This is a genomic window from Lactobacillus sp. B3795, assembly GCF_026535805.1.
GTDB classification, from domain to species: Bacteria; Bacillota; Bacilli; order Lactobacillales; family Lactobacillaceae; genus Apilactobacillus; species Apilactobacillus kunkeei_C.
In genome coordinates, this window is the sequence record NZ_JAFNPE010000001.1 from 178811 (window position 1) to 196216 (window position 17406).

17 protein-coding genes, 1 riboswitch and 1 other annotated feature are annotated in these 17406 nt (G+C 40.6%); of the genes, 10 read left to right on the plus strand and 7 right to left on the minus strand.

Annotated features, from left to right (window positions below; genetic code table 11):
* Positions 1-17: 17 nt before the first annotated feature.
* Positions 18-1424, minus strand: coding sequence for an MFS transporter (locus tag J3U50_RS00850; protein ID WP_301945373.1), 1407 nt, complete (start codon positions 1422-1424; stop codon positions 18-20).
* Positions 1425-1525: 101 nt separating this feature from the next.
* Between J3U50_RS00850 and J3U50_RS00855 the strand changes: the two genes are divergently transcribed.
* Positions 1526-2122, plus strand: coding sequence for a hypothetical protein (locus J3U50_RS00855; RefSeq protein ID WP_054608396.1), 597 nt, complete (start codon positions 1526-1528; stop codon positions 2120-2122).
* Between the two features lie 20 nt (positions 2123-2142).
* Positions 2143-2442, plus strand: coding sequence for a CHY zinc finger protein (locus tag J3U50_RS00860; protein WP_301945374.1), 300 nt, complete (start codon positions 2143-2145; stop codon positions 2440-2442).
* A gap of 27 nt (positions 2443-2469) precedes the next feature.
* Here the strand turns inward: J3U50_RS00860 and dapF are convergent, their stop codons facing one another.
* The gene (dapF, locus tag J3U50_RS00865) at positions 2470-3441 is read right to left on the minus strand and encodes a diaminopimelate epimerase (protein WP_054608395.1); all 972 of its coding nucleotides are present in this window, start codon (positions 3439-3441) and stop codon (positions 2470-2472) included.
* A gap of 4 nt (positions 3442-3445) precedes the next feature.
* Positions 3446-4813 carry an aspartate kinase gene (locus J3U50_RS00870; RefSeq protein ID WP_301945375.1) on the minus strand — a complete coding sequence of 456 codons (1368 nt, stop codon included), beginning with the start codon at positions 4811-4813 and terminating at the stop codon, positions 3446-3448.
* 178 nt (positions 4814-4991) lie between these two features.
* Positions 4992-5176: riboswitch (Lysine riboswitch) on the plus strand.
* Between the two features lie 145 nt (positions 5177-5321).
* Between J3U50_RS00870 and lysA the strand changes: the two genes are divergently transcribed.
* The 7 genes from lysA to J3U50_RS00905 all read left to right on the plus strand — a co-directional run bounded on the left by lysA (position 5322) and on the right by J3U50_RS00905 (position 12541).
* Positions 5322-6638 carry a diaminopimelate decarboxylase gene (gene lysA / locus J3U50_RS00875; RefSeq protein WP_301945376.1) on the plus strand — a complete coding sequence of 439 codons (1317 nt, stop codon included), beginning with the start codon at positions 5322-5324 and terminating at the stop codon, positions 6636-6638.
* 5 nt (positions 6639-6643) lie between these two features.
* Complete coding sequence (dapD, locus tag J3U50_RS00880) at positions 6644-7348, plus strand: 2,3,4,5-tetrahydropyridine-2,6-dicarboxylate N-acetyltransferase (protein ID WP_301945377.1); 705 nt, start codon at positions 6644-6646, stop codon at positions 7346-7348.
* Positions 7349-7352: 4 nt separating this feature from the next.
* Positions 7353-8498, plus strand: coding sequence for an N-acetyldiaminopimelate deacetylase (locus J3U50_RS00885; RefSeq protein ID WP_054608392.1), 1146 nt, complete (start codon positions 7353-7355; stop codon positions 8496-8498).
* A 1-nt stretch (position 8499) separates the two neighbouring features.
* A complete protein-coding gene (dapA, locus tag J3U50_RS00890) occupies positions 8500-9414 on the plus strand; it encodes a 4-hydroxy-tetrahydrodipicolinate synthase (RefSeq protein ID WP_301945378.1) in 915 nt (304 codons plus the stop codon).
* A complete protein-coding gene (gene dapB, locus J3U50_RS00895; RefSeq protein ID WP_301945379.1) occupies positions 9414-10172 on the plus strand; it encodes a 4-hydroxy-tetrahydrodipicolinate reductase in 759 nt (252 codons plus the stop codon). Before dapA ends, dapB begins: the two co-directional genes overlap by 1 nt.
* 11 nt (positions 10173-10183) lie before the next feature.
* Positions 10184-11365: an aminotransferase class I/II-fold pyridoxal phosphate-dependent enzyme gene (locus J3U50_RS00900; protein ID WP_301945380.1), complete on the plus strand. Its 1182-nt coding sequence runs from the start codon at positions 10184-10186 to the stop codon at positions 11363-11365.
* 99 nt (positions 11366-11464) lie between these two features.
* Positions 11465-12541 carry an aspartate-semialdehyde dehydrogenase gene (locus J3U50_RS00905; RefSeq protein WP_054605781.1) on the plus strand — a complete coding sequence of 359 codons (1077 nt, stop codon included), beginning with the start codon at positions 11465-11467 and terminating at the stop codon, positions 12539-12541.
* A gap of 56 nt (positions 12542-12597) precedes the next feature.
* On the opposite strand, the gene J3U50_RS00910 is transcribed toward J3U50_RS00905, so the two are convergent.
* The 4 genes from J3U50_RS00910 to J3U50_RS00925 form a co-directional block, all read right to left on the minus strand.
* Positions 12598-13056 (minus strand): Fur family transcriptional regulator, encoded by a 459-nt coding sequence (locus J3U50_RS00910; protein WP_301945381.1) that lies wholly within the window; start codon positions 13054-13056, stop codon positions 12598-12600.
* 84 nt (positions 13057-13140) lie between these two features.
* Positions 13141-13365 (minus strand): hypothetical protein, encoded by a 225-nt coding sequence (locus tag J3U50_RS00915; protein ID WP_301945382.1) that lies wholly within the window; start codon positions 13363-13365, stop codon positions 13141-13143.
* Between the two features lie 260 nt (positions 13366-13625).
* Positions 13626-14546 (minus strand): homocysteine S-methyltransferase, encoded by a 921-nt coding sequence (gene mmuM / locus J3U50_RS00920; RefSeq protein WP_301945383.1) that lies wholly within the window; start codon positions 14544-14546, stop codon positions 13626-13628.
* Positions 14539-15912, minus strand: coding sequence for an amino acid permease (locus tag J3U50_RS00925; RefSeq protein WP_301945384.1), 1374 nt, complete (start codon positions 15910-15912; stop codon positions 14539-14541). The genes mmuM and J3U50_RS00925 overlap by 8 nt, the downstream gene beginning before the upstream one ends.
* A gap of 41 nt (positions 15913-15953) precedes the next feature.
* Positions 15954-16200: a binding site (T-box leader), on the minus strand.
* Positions 16201-16341: 141 nt separating this feature from the next.
* Between J3U50_RS00925 and J3U50_RS00930 the strand changes: the two genes are divergently transcribed.
* A complete protein-coding gene (locus J3U50_RS00930) occupies positions 16342-17376 on the plus strand; it encodes a lactonase family protein (RefSeq protein WP_054608384.1) in 1035 nt (344 codons plus the stop codon).
* Positions 17377-17406: the final 30 nt, after the last annotated feature.

A 17406-nucleotide genomic window follows, 5' to 3' on the forward strand; every position in this document is an offset into this window, starting at 1 on the left:
ACTCACTAGCTTTTTTATTATGCGTATTTATTTTGATTGTGTTTTAATAGCCAGATTAACATGACAGTAACAATTAACATGATTACTGCTGCAACCCAGTAGGTGAAGTGCATTCCATAAACGAATAGGGAATCATTACCAAATGGGTAGGTGGTAATCTTTTTACCGTTCTTAAAGCTCATTGCACCGTATAGGATTGATGTCGAGATTGATAATCCCAGGGTGAAACCAATGTTTCGACTTAACGCTAAGATTGAACCGGCAATGCCTTGTTGATCCTTGGTTGCGTTTTCCATTACCATTGGGTTGTTTTGGAATAAACCGTTGGCAGTGGAGAAGACCACGAATCCTAATAGCATGACCATTAATGTCCAGTTAGGTTGCATGATGGCAAAAATGACTTCGGCAGCCACAAAAACAAGTGAAGCACGAAGTGACATAATGACAGCACCATACTTATCACATAGCACACCACCTAAGTAGGCGGTAAAGACGTTTACCACCGGTAGGACACTCATTAGTAGTCCGGTGTGTGATGGTGAGAACTTTAAGGTGTCTTGAATGTAGAAAGGAAGCAAGACGTTATTGAAGTAGATGATGATGTACATGAACATCAAAGCGATGATACTGATTGAAAAACCGGGGTTCTTAAATAGGCTCAATGCTAGAATTGGATCGTCAACACGACGTTCTACTACGATAAATGCGATTAGTAGAACTAGGCTAGCGATAAATGCCAAAATAACGCTGGTATTAGCGAAGCCAATTTGTTGACCAGTAAATATACCAATAAAGAATAAACCGATTAAGACGGCCAAAATAATGAAACCTGGCCAATCGATATGAATGACTTGGCGTTCCTTCATTGATTTCTTTTGATAGACGAATTCACCAAAGACGTAGGCAAAGATGCCGATTGGCACGTTGAATAGGAAAATCCAGTTCCAATTAGCGATGGAAAGAATAATTCCGGCAACGGCAGGACCGGCAATGTATCCTAGCTGACCGATGGTAGTGTTGATTCCTAATGCACGACCACGAAGGTTAAACGGTACCGATTCGGTGATAATTCCCAAATTAGTTGCCATGGTCATGGAAGCACCTAGCCCTTGTAGACAACGAGCAATCAATAAGATAATTAAGTTTTCCGAAAGTCCACAGATTAGTGAACTGATGGTAAAGATTAAAGTTCCAAGTTGAAATATTTTCGCCTTGCTGATTTGATCCCCTAGTTTACCGAATAAAATAAGCGACATACAGATAATAATTAAGTAGGCTGAAGATATCCATTCTGCTTGGTTCATTGGAATATGTAGGTCTTTAGATATCTGCGGTAAAGCGGTATTTACGATACTCATGTCAACGGTTCCTAGAAAGGAAACTAATGCCACTGACAGGATGATGAAAAACTGTTTGCGATTCATATGTACACTTCCTTTAATTGATAATATTAATTGTATCAGATGAGCGACAAAAGAAAAATTATGGAGTATAGTATCGTAAATGATAAAAAGAAGGTGTCGCCATGGACATAGTCACAAACGATGAATATATCGGAGATAGCCGATTAGCTGAATGGTACTTCAAATCCAGGGATGGATATGAGTTAGACAGCTTTTCATTAGGTTATTTTTTAAAAGACTTAGGTGATTTTGTTGTTGTGAAGACCATCGATTTGAATGGTGCGTTAGACACAGTGACAGCATTTTTAAAAAGTGACATTTTAGAAATAAGGTATGAAACGGCTTATACCGACATGCTGAATTCCTATATTGAACAGAATATGGAAAGTGATTTATACGATCCTTATCATTTAATGAACCAGTGGGATACATTTAACGCCAACACAATCCAACAGGTCTTATTGAACTGCTTTGAGGCCGAAAAGGTGATAAGCGTTTGCGTATTAGAGGGCGAATACGTCGAGCATGGCAAGATTGTCCTATTAACTGACAACGTCATGACGCTCAATGAATCCGAGTACCTCGCTGATTTAAACGAGCACGAGAACTGTAATACGACAATTAGAATTAATAAGACCACCGAGATTAACTTCTTGAGTAAGAACAATCATTTATACGAGCAGTATTTGTTAAAAAAACCAGAATCAAATAATAAATAAACAGAAATCGAGATGATTCAATGATTTACGGAATTCAATTAGATAGTGATAGTCGCTGCATTCACTACCATCAGCCTCACGACATTGCGGCCATGGAATGTGGTCAGTGTCACCAATACTTTGCGTGTTATCAATGCCATAATTTAGTGGTTGATCACGACTTTGTGCCAATTAGTACCAAGGATACTAAGCCGGTCATGTGCGGCCGTTGTAAACATAAACTAACCTTTCGACAATACCAAGATAAGGTATGCCCACATTGTTTCGCACAGTTTAATCCGAAGTGTGAACTGCATGAACATTTATACTTTAAAGACTAAAAAAGACTAGCATCAGCTAGTCTTTTTTTATTGCTTAATGGTATCGATGAAAGCGAGGTAATCAGCTTCTTCACCGGATTCTTTTAAGTTGTTTTGAATTGGTTGAGATAATAAGTCGACTTCGTCTGCTTCAATGTAACCAACGAATGTCGCGTTTCCCATTAGTTGAATCCAACGGTTGTCGGGTTCGGTGTGGACTCTAGTTTGGACCTTACCACCGGGATTGAAGACGTCGATTGGTTCGTTAACGTCGACTAATTCGGGGTAGTTCATCGCAAAAGCCATTGAAGTGGCGGACATTCCGGTTCCACAGGCGTTGGTGAAACCAACACCACGTTCGAAAGTTCTAACGAATATTTTGTTCTTACCTAAAATCTTGGCGAAGTTAACGTTGACGCCGTCTGGATAGTAGTCGTTTGGTTGGTTTAGATAAGTTCCTAGATTGAATAGGGGTTCTTCTAAATCGTTATCATCTTCGACAAAACTAATTAGGTGTGGATTAGGAACAGCCATTGAAGTGAACTTTAGATGGTCACTAAATACTGGAATTTCTTCGTTAATAATTTGGTCAAAATCTAAATTGGTATAGGGTAAATCTGCGGGTGCAAATTTAACTGGAGCGATTTGAACGCCGACCCATGAAACACCCTTTGCGATGTCGTCAAAGACGTGAACGTTTAAATCCGCTTGCATGGTTTGGACCTTAAAGTCAGTTTGGTTGAATTTTTCGGCTAAGTAACGGCCAACACAACGAAGACCGTTACCACACATTGAAGCAACGCTTCCGTCAGAGTTAAAGACCTTCATTTGACCGATGCATTCAGCATGGTCTGAGTGATCAACGACTAACAAACCATCTGAGTATGGTAAAACGTCGCTTTGTGCTAGCTTTTGGGCTAGGTGACTTAATTGAGTGTCATCTAGTGAATCTTTTAGTTCATCGACATCCAATAAGAAGAAATGGTTCTCTGAACCGTGTACATAATGTAACTTTGTCATAATATTAATCCTCCTTGAAGAATTGGTTGTAGATGCTTACAACAGCCTCATCTGTGTATTCTTGGTCGATTCCAATCATAATCGCAATCTTGGAAGCACCTTGGTTAATCATGTTAATTGGAATCTTCTTTTCGGCTAATGGCTTGATGATTTGGCTGATTGAACCAACTGATACGGCCATGTTTTCACCAACTACCATGATTAGTGCGTAGTTGTGAATCCATTCTAGTTTGTCAGGATGGATGGCTTCTGAAATTTCCTTACATAAGGCATGAATAGTGTCATCGGAAGCTTGGTTTCTATCGAAGATGATAGTCAAGTCATCGATCCCTGATGGCATGTGTTCATATGAAATCCCGTACTTCTTGAAAATGGAAAGGATGGTTAAGGTAGCACCAATTTGCTTGTTTAATAGGTATGAGTGAAGGTATAAAGCTGAGAAACGATCATCAGCTGAAATCCCGGTGATGACGTGTGAATGCTTTACTTCATCTTCAGGGACAATCAATGTTCCTTTGTCGTTTGGACGGTTAGTATTCTTAACGTTGATGGTCACGTGACCCTTGATGGCGGGAATGATTGCTTCGTCATTAAAGACTGAAAAACCTGCGTAGGCCAATTCACGCATTTCACGATAACTCATCTTAGTAATTGGGTATGGGTTATCCACTAGGTGGGGGTTAATCGCATAGATGGAACTAACGTCGGTGAAGTTTTCGTATACATCAATATGTAAACCAGTAGCGACAATTGAACCAGTGATATCTGAACCACCACGAGCGAATGTAGCGATATTTCCTTCCTTGGTGTATCCAAAGAAACCAGGGAAAACTAATTTTTCATCGTCAGAATATTCGAAGTTTTCTAAATTGGTATAGGTCTCATCAAGTAGGTTAGCTGCGTTTGGATTAATGTCGTCTAAAACGATTCCAGCTTCCTTAGGATCGACGAAACGAGCCTTCATTCCACGACTGTTTAATACCGCTGCCATCAACTTAGCGTTCATTCTTTCACCATTGGCCTTGAATGCGGCCATTAGGTATTCGTCGTCTTTGTAATCGTTCTTTGCTAGGTTGGTGAATGTGTCCTTGATGCCGGCAAATTCACCTTCATCAACGTCGTAGGCGTTAGCAATTTCAGCGTAACGGCTAATGATTTCATCTAGGGTAGCTTGATAGTCTTCCTTGTTGATTACTTGGGTTGCGTATTGAATTAATAAATCTGTGATTTTGACATCATCATCAAAACGTTTTCCGGGAGCGGAAACGACAACGACTTTACGTTGCTCATCTTCTGAAATGATGTTTATAACCTTGGCGTATTGTTCGCTATTGGCTAGTGAACTTCCACCAAATTTTACTAACTTGGACATGTAAATCAACTCGCAATCTTAAATTATTGATTTGTATTTTAACATTAAAAAATAATTAGACAAGCTATCATTTTTGAAATTTAAACGAAATTTCAGTCGCTCATATGGTAATAAAAAACTTTAAAAATTTTATTTAAAAAACTCCTTGACGTAATCCAACTATTAGAATATTATTAAAAGTAATCGAAGAGGTCGCAAGCGAGATTAGTAGATAAAGTCAGTCACTGCAATGACTACGAGCTTTATTGAAAGGTGAACTTGCCGAAGTTAATGATTTTTTGCAGAGATCATTTTCTGGGACGTGTGTGAAGAATGCACGGACTGTCACAAGAAAATATGTCTTGTGGAGCGCTTTCGACAATTGAATCCTAAAATTAGAAATTGATTAATAAAAATTTTAAAGGTTCTTTTGGATAGTGTGCCCACTCATCCAAAAGAACCTTTTTTGTTTTCAATCTGTCGAGTTTAAAACGACCTAAAGATCATTCGATTAGAAAGGCTGTTTATTATGACAAATCAAATTACAGATAATGACATTAATGCAGATGGACATTTGCAAATAGATGGTTGCGATGCAGTTGAACTTGCTCACCAATTTGGAACTCCATTGATGGTTTACAACGTTTCAGCTATCCGCGATCAATTCCATCAGTTCAATAAGATTTTTGAACAAAACGATATTGATTACGAAATTTCATACGCCAGTAAGGCATTCGCCAATACAGCGATGTATCAATTGGTGAACCAAGAGGGCGGACATATCGATGTTGTTTCCGGAGGTGAAATCGCAGTTGCTTTGCATGCCGGTTTCCCAGCAGCAAAGATGAGTTTCCACGGTAACAACAAGTCTTTAGAAGAATTAAGACTAGCAATTCAAAATCACGTCGGTGTCATCATGGTTGATAACTTCCATGAAATCGAACTAATCAACCAAGTCGTTGAAGAGTTGGATGAAACCACCAACGTCATCATGAGAATTACTCCAGGAATTACAGCTCATACTCATGAATTTATCCAAACAGGTCAGGTCGATAGCAAGTTTGGTTTTGATCTTGCATCTGGACAAGTTGAGGAAGGGTTTGAACTACTACATAAGAACCCACGAGTTCACGTATTAGGTTTCCACGCTCACATCGGTTCACAAATTTCATCACCAGATGGTTTTAACGCACTAGCCGTTAAGATGATGCAACTAGCTAACAAGTTCTACACAGAATACGACTTCACTACCGAAGTCTTGGACTTGGGTGGCGGATTTGGAATTCAATATGTTTCAACCGACGGCTATCTAGCTCCTGAAAAGTTTGTTGAAAGTATCATCAACACCATTAAGGAACAAGCCAGTCAATATAACCTACAAATTCCAGCTATCTGGATTGAACCAGGTCGAAGCATTGTCGGTTCGTCCGGTCTAACCCTTTACACCGTTGGATCACAAAAGAGAGTCGACGGCATCAAGCCATACGTCGCAGTCGACGGTGGAATGGGCGATAACATCAGACCAATGTTATACGATGCTGAATACGAAGTTGTTTCAGCAAACAACCCACGCGCACAACCCGTTGAAGAGGTTCGCCTAGTTGGTAAGTACTGTGAATCAGGAGACGTCTTAATCAAGAACGCATCCGTGCCAAGTCTAAACGCCGGTGACGTTGTCGCTGTCTTAGATACCGGAGCTTACGGATACTCAATGGCTTCCAACTACAACTTGAACCTAAAGCCAGCAATTGTCTTTGTTGAAAATGGTAAGGCTCAATTAGTAACAAAGCGTCAATCATTTGAAAACTTATACGAACTAGATAATAACTTAGAATTAGGAGATTAATTATTATGGCAGAACTAAACGCACAAGAAATTATTAGCTACATTCAAAACGCAGAAAAGAAGACACCAGTTAAGGCATATATTAATGGAAGAATTGCACAAATTGATTTTCCACAATCAGTAAAGGTATTCGGAAATGATCAAAGCGCAACCGTCTTCGGTGACTGGAAAGACATCGAACCAATCTTGAAATCAGATTTAGTGACTGAATATGAATTGGAAAACGATGCTAGAAACTCAGCCGTACCATTATTAGACATTAAAAACATTAACGCTCGTATCGAACCCGGTGCTACTATCAGAGACCAAGTTAAGATTGGTGACCGCGCCGTTATCATGATGGGTGCTGTTATTAACATCGGTTGTGAAATCGGTGAAGACACCATGATTGATATGGGAGTTGTCATGGGAGGACGTGCCATCGTTGGTAAGCATAGTCACATCGGTGCCGGTGCAGTCCTAGCAGGAGTAATCGAACCAGCTTCAGCTACTCCAGTTCGCATCGACGACAATGTATTGATCGGTGCTAACGCCGTTGTAATCGAAGGAGTTCACGTTGGTGAAGGTGCCGTTGTTGCAGCCGGATCAATTGTTTTACACGACGTTGAACCAAACACATTAGTTGCCGGAAACCCAGCACGAAAAATTAAAGATATTGACGATCAAACCAAGGGAAAGACTCAATTAGAAGACGCACTAAGAAAGTTGTGATGATATGACCTTAGATTTAATTGCGGTGAGACGCCACTTGCATCAGATTCCAGAATTGGCGATGCACGAAAGTCAAACCCATCAATACCTATTAGAATTAATCAACGAATTTGCTACAGATAATATGGAAGTTTTTACTCCAGAACAATTACCAACTGCGATTTTGGTAAAGGTTCACGGAAGCAATTCAAGTAAAACAATTGGTTACCGTTGTGATATGGATGCCCTACCGGTTAGTGAAAAAACTGGGTTAGAGTTTTCATCAAAGCACGATGATGTGATGCACGCCTGTGGACATGATATCCACATGACGGTTGCAATCGGATTGTTGGAACACTTTGCTCAACACCAACCAGTCGACGACTTGATTTTCTTCTTCCAACCAGCTGAAGAAAGTGAAAGTGGCGCCAAGGTAGCAGTCGACAGTAACCTATTTTCAGGTGATTGGCATGTCGATGAATTCTACGGATTACACGACACGCCAGAACTACCAGCCGGAACCATTGGATGCTGTTATCCAACCTTGTTTGCCGGAACCAGTGAAGTCGACATTACCTTAATCGGTAAGAGTGGGCACGCTGCTTATCCACACCAAGCAAACGACATGGTGGTGGCTTCAGCAATGCTAATCACCCAACTACAAACCATCGTTTCAAGAAACGTTGATCCAATCCAAGGAGCAGTACTAACCTTTGGCCAAATCAACGGTGGAACCATCAGAAACGTAATTGCCGGTAGGGTAGATATTAAAGGAACCATTCGTGGTTTGAACCAAGAAATGATTCAAACTGTTAAGACCAGAATTATTGAAATATGTAAGGGAATTGAAGTTGGGTTCAACTGCCAAGTTAAGGTTGATATCAACCAAGGTGGTTACTACCCAGTTAACAATAACCAAAAGTTGACCGACCGTTTTATGAACTTTATGCAAGCAAATCCAGATGTGGATTTCACAGTCACAATGCCAGCAATGACCGGAGAAGACTTCGGTTACATTCTTCATCACTTCGATGGAACCATGTTTTGGCTAGGTGTTGGTAACACATCAGCACTTCACACCGACACTTTCAATCCTGATGAAAGCTGCATTGAAAAGGGAATTAACGCAATTAGTTCATTTTTAGAATTCGAAATGAGAGAAGACGATTAAAATGACACAAAATATTGATATTATGACCGCCATCATCACACCGTTTGATGACAATGGCAACATTGATTACGCTGCATTAGAAAGAGTCACTCAACACTGTCTAGAAAATGGCAGTCGTGGATTTGTGATTGGTGGAACCACAGGTGAAACACCAACACTTACCACTGAAGAAAAGATTGAACTATACACTCGCTTCGGTGAAATGGTTGGCGATAGCGCATACGTAATCGCCGGAACCGGTAGTAACAACACAGAAGCGACCATCGAATTTAACCGCCAAGTGCAAACTATCGACGGTATCGACGCCTTGTTAGTAGTTGTTCCTTACTACAACAAGCCCGACCAACGTTCAATGATTGCTCACTTTACCTTAGTTGCTGATCAAGCAACACTACCAATTTACATCTACAACATCCCTGGCAGAACCGGAGTAACCATGGCTAACGACACAGTCGTTGAACTATCACACCACCAAAACATCATCGGTGTAAAGCAATGTACATCAATGGAAGACCTAGAATACTTGGTTGACCATACCGAAGATGGTTTCCACGTATACAGTGGTGAAGATGCTCAATCACTATTCGCCAAGGCTATCGGCGCAGATGGAATCATCTCTGTAGCTTCACACATCTATGGCGCTCAAATGCGTGAAATGTATGAAGCACTAGAAAACGGAGATTACCGTCATGCCGGTGAATTACAAAGATGGTTAACCCCACGTATGAATGCATTATTCATGTATCCATCACCATCACCAGTTAAGGCCGTGTTAAACGCACAAGGTTTTGCAGTTGGGGGATGTCGTCTACCAATCTTGCCATTGGATGACGAAGAACGTAGAAACTTAGCGCGTCATTTGGAACTACCAGAAGACGCATTACTACATGACTTAGGTTTGGAGATGAGAAACTAATGAATATTTTTCTAGCAGGAGCAACCGGATCAATGGGCCAAAAGGTGGTTCATTTACTAGCGGATAAACCAGGATACGACATCACAGGGATTCTAACCACTAAAACTGACGTGAACCCAAGTGACTACAACCTATCTGACGATGTTAAAGTCTTTAACAGTTTAGATGCAATCGAAGGTGACTATGACGTCTGGATTGATTTCACTCAACCCAACGTTGTCTTCGATAACGTCAAATACGCAATTGAACACCAAATCTCACCAATCGTTGGGACCAGTGGATTATCAGAAGACCAAAAACAAGAACTAATCAGTCTAGCTGACGGTGAAAACGTTAACGGTCTAATCGCCGCTAACTTCGGTTTATCAGCAGTCCTATTAATGCAATTTGCTCAACAAGCTGCTAAATACTTCTCAGATGTAGAAGTAATTGAGATGCACCACGAAGACAAGACTGACTCACCATCAGGAACTGCCATTCACACAGTCGACATGATGAGTGAAACCAAACAAGGTGACAACATCAACCAAGAAGATGAACCAGCTAGAGGGATGTACTACAAGGGTGTTCCCGTTCACGCTGTTCGACTACCTGGTTACGTGGCCCACGAACAAGTATTATTCGGTGGTCCCGGTGAAGCATTAACCATTCGACAAGATTCATTTGATCGTGAATCATTCATGCAAGGGGTATGGGTAGCACTAGAAAAGCTTCCAGAACTACACGGCTTAGTCGATGGTCTAGAAAATATTTTGTAGGAAGTGATTGTATGCCAAGAACCAATCCACAGCTTTTGAGAACTTATAACCACCGTTTAAACGGAATCGCACCATCTGGAATTCGTCATTTCGATGACACGATTTCAAAAAACGAAGACTTAATCAAGTTAACTTTAGGGGAACCTGATTTAGATACCCCTGAACATATCAAACAAGCTGCGATTCAAGGAATTAACGACAATGACTCACATTACTCAGCCCAAGCTGGGAAGGTCGAATTAAGACAAGCAATTACCAATTACTTATCTACCCGCTGGAACCTAGAATACGATGCTGAAGAAGTCGTGGTTACCAACGGTGCGACTCAATCAATTTATTCAGCGCTACAAGCAATCGTGAACCCAGGGGATGAAGTTATCATTCCAGCCCCAATCTTTTCATTGTACGAACCAATCATTGAAATCTTGGGTGGTCACGTGGTTGATGTTGATACCAGTAACACTGGTTTTAAATTGACACCAGCATTGCTAGAAGATGCCCTAAAACAACATCCAGGTGTCGTTGCATTAGTAATTAACGACCCTAATAATCCAACCGGTGTATCTTACACCGCAGACGAAGTTAAACAGTTAGGACAAGTTATCGCAAAATCACCAATCTGGGTACTTTCAGATGAAATTTACGGTGAATTAACCTTTGATCACGACCATTACTCATTGGCACGCGAAATTCCAGACCAAGTGCTATACATCAATGGTTTATCAAAATCACATGCGATGACAGGATGGCGTTTTGGATACATATGTGGTCCAAGCGAAATTATGCAACGAGTTAAAATGATTAACGCCTACATGGTAACCTGTGTTGCCGACAACGTGCAAGACGCAGCGCTAGAAGCAATGACAAACGGTCAAGAAGACGCCTATGAAGCTAAGGCGATTTATCAAAAACGTCGTGACTTAGTCTCAACTAGGTTAGACGAAATGGGTGTTGAATACGTGATGCCAACATCAACATTCTATTGTTTCATCAAAATCGATGATAGTTATGGTAAAGATGACTATCAATTTGGTTTAGACCTAGCCGAAAAGGTTGGCCTAGGGGTAATTCCCGGTCGCATGTTTGGCAAGAGTGGTGAAGGCTACATCAGAATTTCCTTCGCCGCTAGTGAAGAAAAACTAACAGCCGGTCTCGATCGACTAAATAAATTTATTCAATTATTAGGAAAATGAATTGACAAATCTGAAAAATAAAGTATATTAATAATAAAGTGTATGCATATAAAAGACAGATGTCTATTCAAAATAGATAAAAAGTGAGGTTTGTAAAAAATGAGAGAGTATAACGTAGCAATTTTAGGAGCAACAGGTGCAGTAGGTATGAGAATGGTCAGACAACTAGAGGACTCCACCGTCCCAGTTAAGAACTTGAAGTTACTTGCTTCAAGCCGTTCAGCTGGAACTAAGATTGAATTCAAGGGTGAAGAAATCGAAGTTGAAGAAACTACTCCAGATTCATTTGAAGGAGTCGACATTGTGCTAGCTTCAGCCGGTGGTAGTACTTCCAAGAAGTTCCTACCAGAAGCTGTAAAGCGCGGTGCTGTATGTATCGATAACACCAGTGCATACCGTATGGACCCAGATGTCCCACTAGTTGTTCCAGAAGTAAACGTTGATCAATTAGCTAACCATCGCGGAATTATTGCCAACCCTAACTGTTCAACCATTCAAATGGTGGTTGCCTTACAACCTGTCTTTGAAAAGTTTGGTTTAAGCCAAATCGTTGTATCCACTTACCAAGCCGCTTCAGGTGCTGGACAATCAGCATTAAATGAATTTTACGGCCAAGCTCAAGACTACCTAGATGGTAAGGAAATGAGCGCAGACATCTTACCTACCAAGGGTGATAAGAAGCACTATCCACTAGCATTTAACTTATTACCACAAATTGACGTCTTTGAAGAAGACGGTTCTACTCATGAAGAATGGAAGATGGTTCACGAAACTAAGAAGATTATGTTAAACGACATGGATGCTACTGGCATCAAGGTTAACGCTACCTGTGTTCGTGTACCGGTTGCCATTTCTCACGGTGAATCAGTATACTTCGAAGTAGAAGACAAGTCAGCTACTAAGGAAGATATTCAACGCGTTATCGATCAATTCGATGGTGCAGTCCTACAAGACGATCCAGATCATCAAGTATATCCACAACCAATTACCGCAGAAGGCAAGCGTTCAACTTTCGTTGGTCGCATTCGTGCAGACCAAGAAAATCCTGGATGCTTTAACATGTGGGTGGTAGCGGATAACTTGTTAAAGGGTGCCGCTTGGAACACTGTTCAAAACGCTGAAGAATTAGTAAAGCGTGATTTAGTTCGCGTCCCAGAAGACTACTACCGTGGTTAAAAAAGGGTAAATAAAAAGAGTCACATTCAATCGAATGTGACTCTTTTTTGTTGTTATTAATTATCTTTTTTAGTTAATTCTTCTCTGCAATTCTTGCAAAGACCAAAGACTTCAATATGAATCTTGTTGGTTTGGAAACCGGCTTGATCCATCGCTTCCTTGGCTAGTTCTTGTTTTAATTGCTTATAGTTAGGGAAGTCGATATCTTCGATTTCACCGCAATTATCACAAATAGCGTGGAAGTGAGGAGAACCAAAGAAATCATATCTAATTCCACCATCTTCAGCAGGTAGTGCAATGATAATATCTAACTTTTCAAATAATTGTAACGTGTTGTAAATGGTTGCAATACTTAGGTTAGAAAATTCTTGCTTCAAAGCTTCGTAGATAGTGTCTACGGAAGGGTGATTATCATGATTAATTAAATACTTTAGGATAATCTGTCTTTGAGGTGTAATTCTTACATTATTATCGCGTAAGGTTTCTAAGGCCTTTTCGTACATTTCGTTAGACAAACACTCTACCTCCTTTGATTATTACTTTATAACTATTCTATCCTAATAATAAGATTAAAAAGTAAATAAAGCAAATAAAATCAACTATAAAGCGTCAATTGCGGCCTTAATTTCATCATTTAATGGTGAAATGTTGAATTGAGAAGTCTTGTCAGGCCAGTATTGATGCTTGAATTGGACAATTCGTCTAATTAATTCTAATTCGGCATCAGTAGAAATGTTTAAAACATTCACGTAGACGATTGGAGCATCGCTTTGTAGGTTTGAGATACCAGCGACACCGACGAAATGTTTAGTTTCCTTATCCATAGCAAGCCCTTTTGACTCATGATGTCGTTCATGATGGCATTGATAAAGTTGGAAGTGCTCATGATATCTGCTTTTTCATCTTGTTGCTTTTGAAAATCGATTACTGATTGAAGCTTAAATTCTGTTAACCAATCCATATAAAAGTGTTCAGTGATGATTGGTCTTAATCCTTCAAAACTACGCATAATAAGTCTCCTTAAATTTACTAGACTTTATTATAGTAGAGAAAAACTAAATTTCAAAGAAATCAGCCGAGAAAACTACTTGAAAAACTTGTCGTAGATGTGTTGTTCTTGGGCTTCTGTCATGCAACAACAGCCACCGACAAACTTAAGATCTAAGTCGAACCATTGAGCAATTAGGTCGTCGAATTCTTCAAATGATAAATCGTCGTGATTCCATTCCTTAATTTCTGGATTGTAGGTCGCACCAGAGTTAGGAAAGGCGATGAAAGGTTTGTGCGCAGGGTGACTTTGTTTCAACACCTTTAGAGCAGGGGTCACTAGTTGTGGTTTGGTACAGTTCAAACCATAAGCAATCACGTGTTCTTGTGATTCCAAGAATGACGCCACATCGGTTAGTGAGCTACCATCTGCTAGATGTGATTCATCCCTCAATGACGCCGCCACAATCACCGGAATATCGAATTGCTTGGTGTATTCGGTGATTGACTTTAGTTCGTTGATGTTAGGGAATGTTTCCAAGATTAACACATCGATGCCAGCTTCTACCATGGCCTTGATACGACCCTCGTGAAAGGCGATGTATTCTTCATCGGTCAATGAGTAGTCACCAGTGTATTCTGAACCGTTGGCCAGAAAGGCACCGTAAGGGCCGACACCGCCCAATAACCACTTGGGGTTAGTATTAGTTGATTCATTGCGGCCGCGGTCGGCTAATTCGACGGCTTTTTTAATTAATGAGATGGCTTGATCTTCACTGTATCCGGCCTTGACCAAACCAGGCACACTGGCTTGGTATGTGTTAGTCGTAGTCATTGATGACCCGGCGTCAAAGTACTTTTTGTGAACGTCGACAATTAGGTCTTCGTGTGATTCTAAGGCAGCTGCGGTCCATAGGTCTGAGTTTAGTTTTAATCCACGTTCTTCCAAACCGGTTGACATGGAGCTGTCGATTAAGATGTGGTCTTGTTGATTAATCCAATTAGTTACTTTATTCATGATGATCCTTCTTTCTATATATTAATGCGTGCCAGATGTAGCAGATGATGGCGAATGGCACTCCGATAATGATGGCAATCCGTTGGTTGGGGTCAAACGCGATTCCGACCAATGAAAGCAAACAGATGATGATGACTAAAATTGGTAGGAGTGGGAATAGTGGTGCTTTGTATTTCAACTCGCTAGTGGAGTGACCAGCCTTAATAAATTGGCGTCTGAAGTTGAAGTGGGCCCAACCAATCACCAACCAGACGAAGACAACGGCAAACGCTGAAATCGCGGTTAATGCAAGATAAACAGTGTTTGGTGCGTAGATGCTTGAGAACAATGCTAATAGTCCACCGGCAATGGTTAGGATTAGTCCATAGACGGGAATTCCGTTCTTGGATAACTTCGCTAGTCCCTTTGGTAGGGTGTTCTTGTCGGCTAGTGACCAAAGCATTCTAGAAGCGGCATAGACCCCTGAGTTAGCACCAGAGAAGATGGTGATAAATAGGATTAGGTTCATGATGTCTGATGCGTATGGGATGTTGATATTGGATAAGATAGTTACAAATGGACTTTGTGCGAGTGATGAATCACTTTGTGGCAAGATGGAACCCAACGCCACGATGGTTCCGATGAACAAAATTACCAAGATGATTAGGGTGTGCTTGATTGATTGTGGCACTGTCTTTTCTGGGTTTTGACTTTCACCGGCACCGACGGCAATCATTTCCGCCCCTGAGAAGGCGAAGTTGGCTGATAGCACGATTGAGATAACGGGGATTAAACCATTTGGAAAAATCCCATTAGCGGTTAGTTGTCCGAAGAATGGTTTGAAATGGGTGTGGTGAATTGGAACAATCTTAAAGATGATTAGAATCCCAAGGCCTAAAAATACGACTAACGCAAGTACCTTAATCAATGACATCCAGAATTCACTGGAAGAAAATAGGTTCATGTTGATAATGTTTAATAACAAAATGATAACGGTGAAGATTAGGCTAAAGCCCCAAACGGGGATGCTTGGGAAGTATTGTTGGCCAATCGTTGAAAGGGCGATGAATTCAGAACCCAGCGCAATTGTCCAGGTTAACCAATACATCCATGCGGTAATGAAACCAACACCGGGATTTATGTATTTACTTGCGTATGTATGAAATGCTCCCGTGTTTGGATCGTGAACGGATAATTCACCCAGACATGCCATTACCATACAGACCAGAATTGAACCAATCACGTAGGCGAAAATGGTCCCAATTGGACCTGCAGTTTGGATTGAGTATCCGGTACTCATGAAGATACCAGTTCCTATCACGCCACCTAGTGACATGGTGATAAGATTTCTGGATTTTAGATTTTTTGAAAACTGATGCGAACTCATAAATAAACCTCCTTAGAAATAAAAAAAGCACCCGCCCTTACAAAAAGGGCGAATGCTTCGCGGTACCACCTTAGTTTTATAGCTAAAATGATACATTAATATCATTAACTATCTTATCTAGAACCTGTTGATTCCTTCGTGTTGTAACATACACAAATGTCGAGAGCTAAACAATTCACCCCCGAAGGTTCAGAGACCATTTTCGATAACTTTGAAACGTTCATTTCCACCAACCATGAACTCTCTTGGCAATCATTCGTTATGTACTTTTCTCATCAAAACCTAATATATTATTATGTATTTTTAATTATAGATACATTATAAAATTTTTCAAGGGTAAATTTTTTGAAATAACTGTTTAGCATTATTGGCAAAATATGCAATAATAGAGGGGAGATATTAAATTTTAAGCGAAAGTGAGATTTAATTATGACTGAAAAATTCTTAATTGGTACTTACACTAGAGATACAAGTGAAGGAATCTATGAAATCGAATTAGATGAAAACAAAAAGCAATTACAAAACCTACAATTGGTTGCCAAAGCCGGTAACCCAACCTATGTAGCTGTTTCAAAGGCCAACCGTTTATACGCCATCGATAAGGGCGAAAACGGTAAGGGTGGTGCATTAGCACTAGATAACTCAACTCGTCCTGCTAAGGAAATCAACGTTTGTTTAAACGAAGATACCAACCCAGCATACATCACTGTTGATGAAGGTCGTCAATTTGTCTACACCGCCAACTACCACACCGGTGAAGTAATGGTATACAAGATTGAAGAAGACGGATCACTAACTTACTTAAACAAGGTTGTTCATGAAGGAAACGTGGGTCCACGTCCAGAACAACAAAGTGGTGCTCATCCCCACTATGCTGACCTAACTCCAGATGGCCGTCTAGTGGTTGTCGACTTAGGTCAAGACATGGTTTACGTATACGACATCGCAGACGATGGTGCACTAACAGAAGTTTCTACATTAAAGATGGAAGCTGGTTTTGGTCCTCGTCACGTTGTCTTCGATGAACAAAAACATGTTGCATTCATCGTTGGTGAATTAAGCAGTAAGCTAGCCGTTGTGAACTACGATCAAAATGACGGTAGCTTCCACTTAGACCACATCGTCGCAACTATCCCTGATGACTGGACAGAACACAACGGTGCCGCTGCCATTCGTCTATCAAGTGATGGTAAGTTTGTCTACGTTTCAAACCGTGGTAACAACAGTATTGCGGTCTTTGAAGTTAAAGACGATGGCAAGGTTGAACTAATTCAACTAGCAAGCACTGAAGGTGACTTCCCACGTGACTTTAACTTCAGTAGCGATGAAAAGTTCATGGTTGTTGTTAACCAAAACACTAACGACGCTACCTTATACGAACGTGATGCTAACAGCGGTAAGTTAACTGTTGTGCAAAAAGACGTTCATGTTCCAGAAGGTGTCTGTGTCGCACGCGAAAAATAATGAATTAATAAAAAGACTTACGGATTTTCC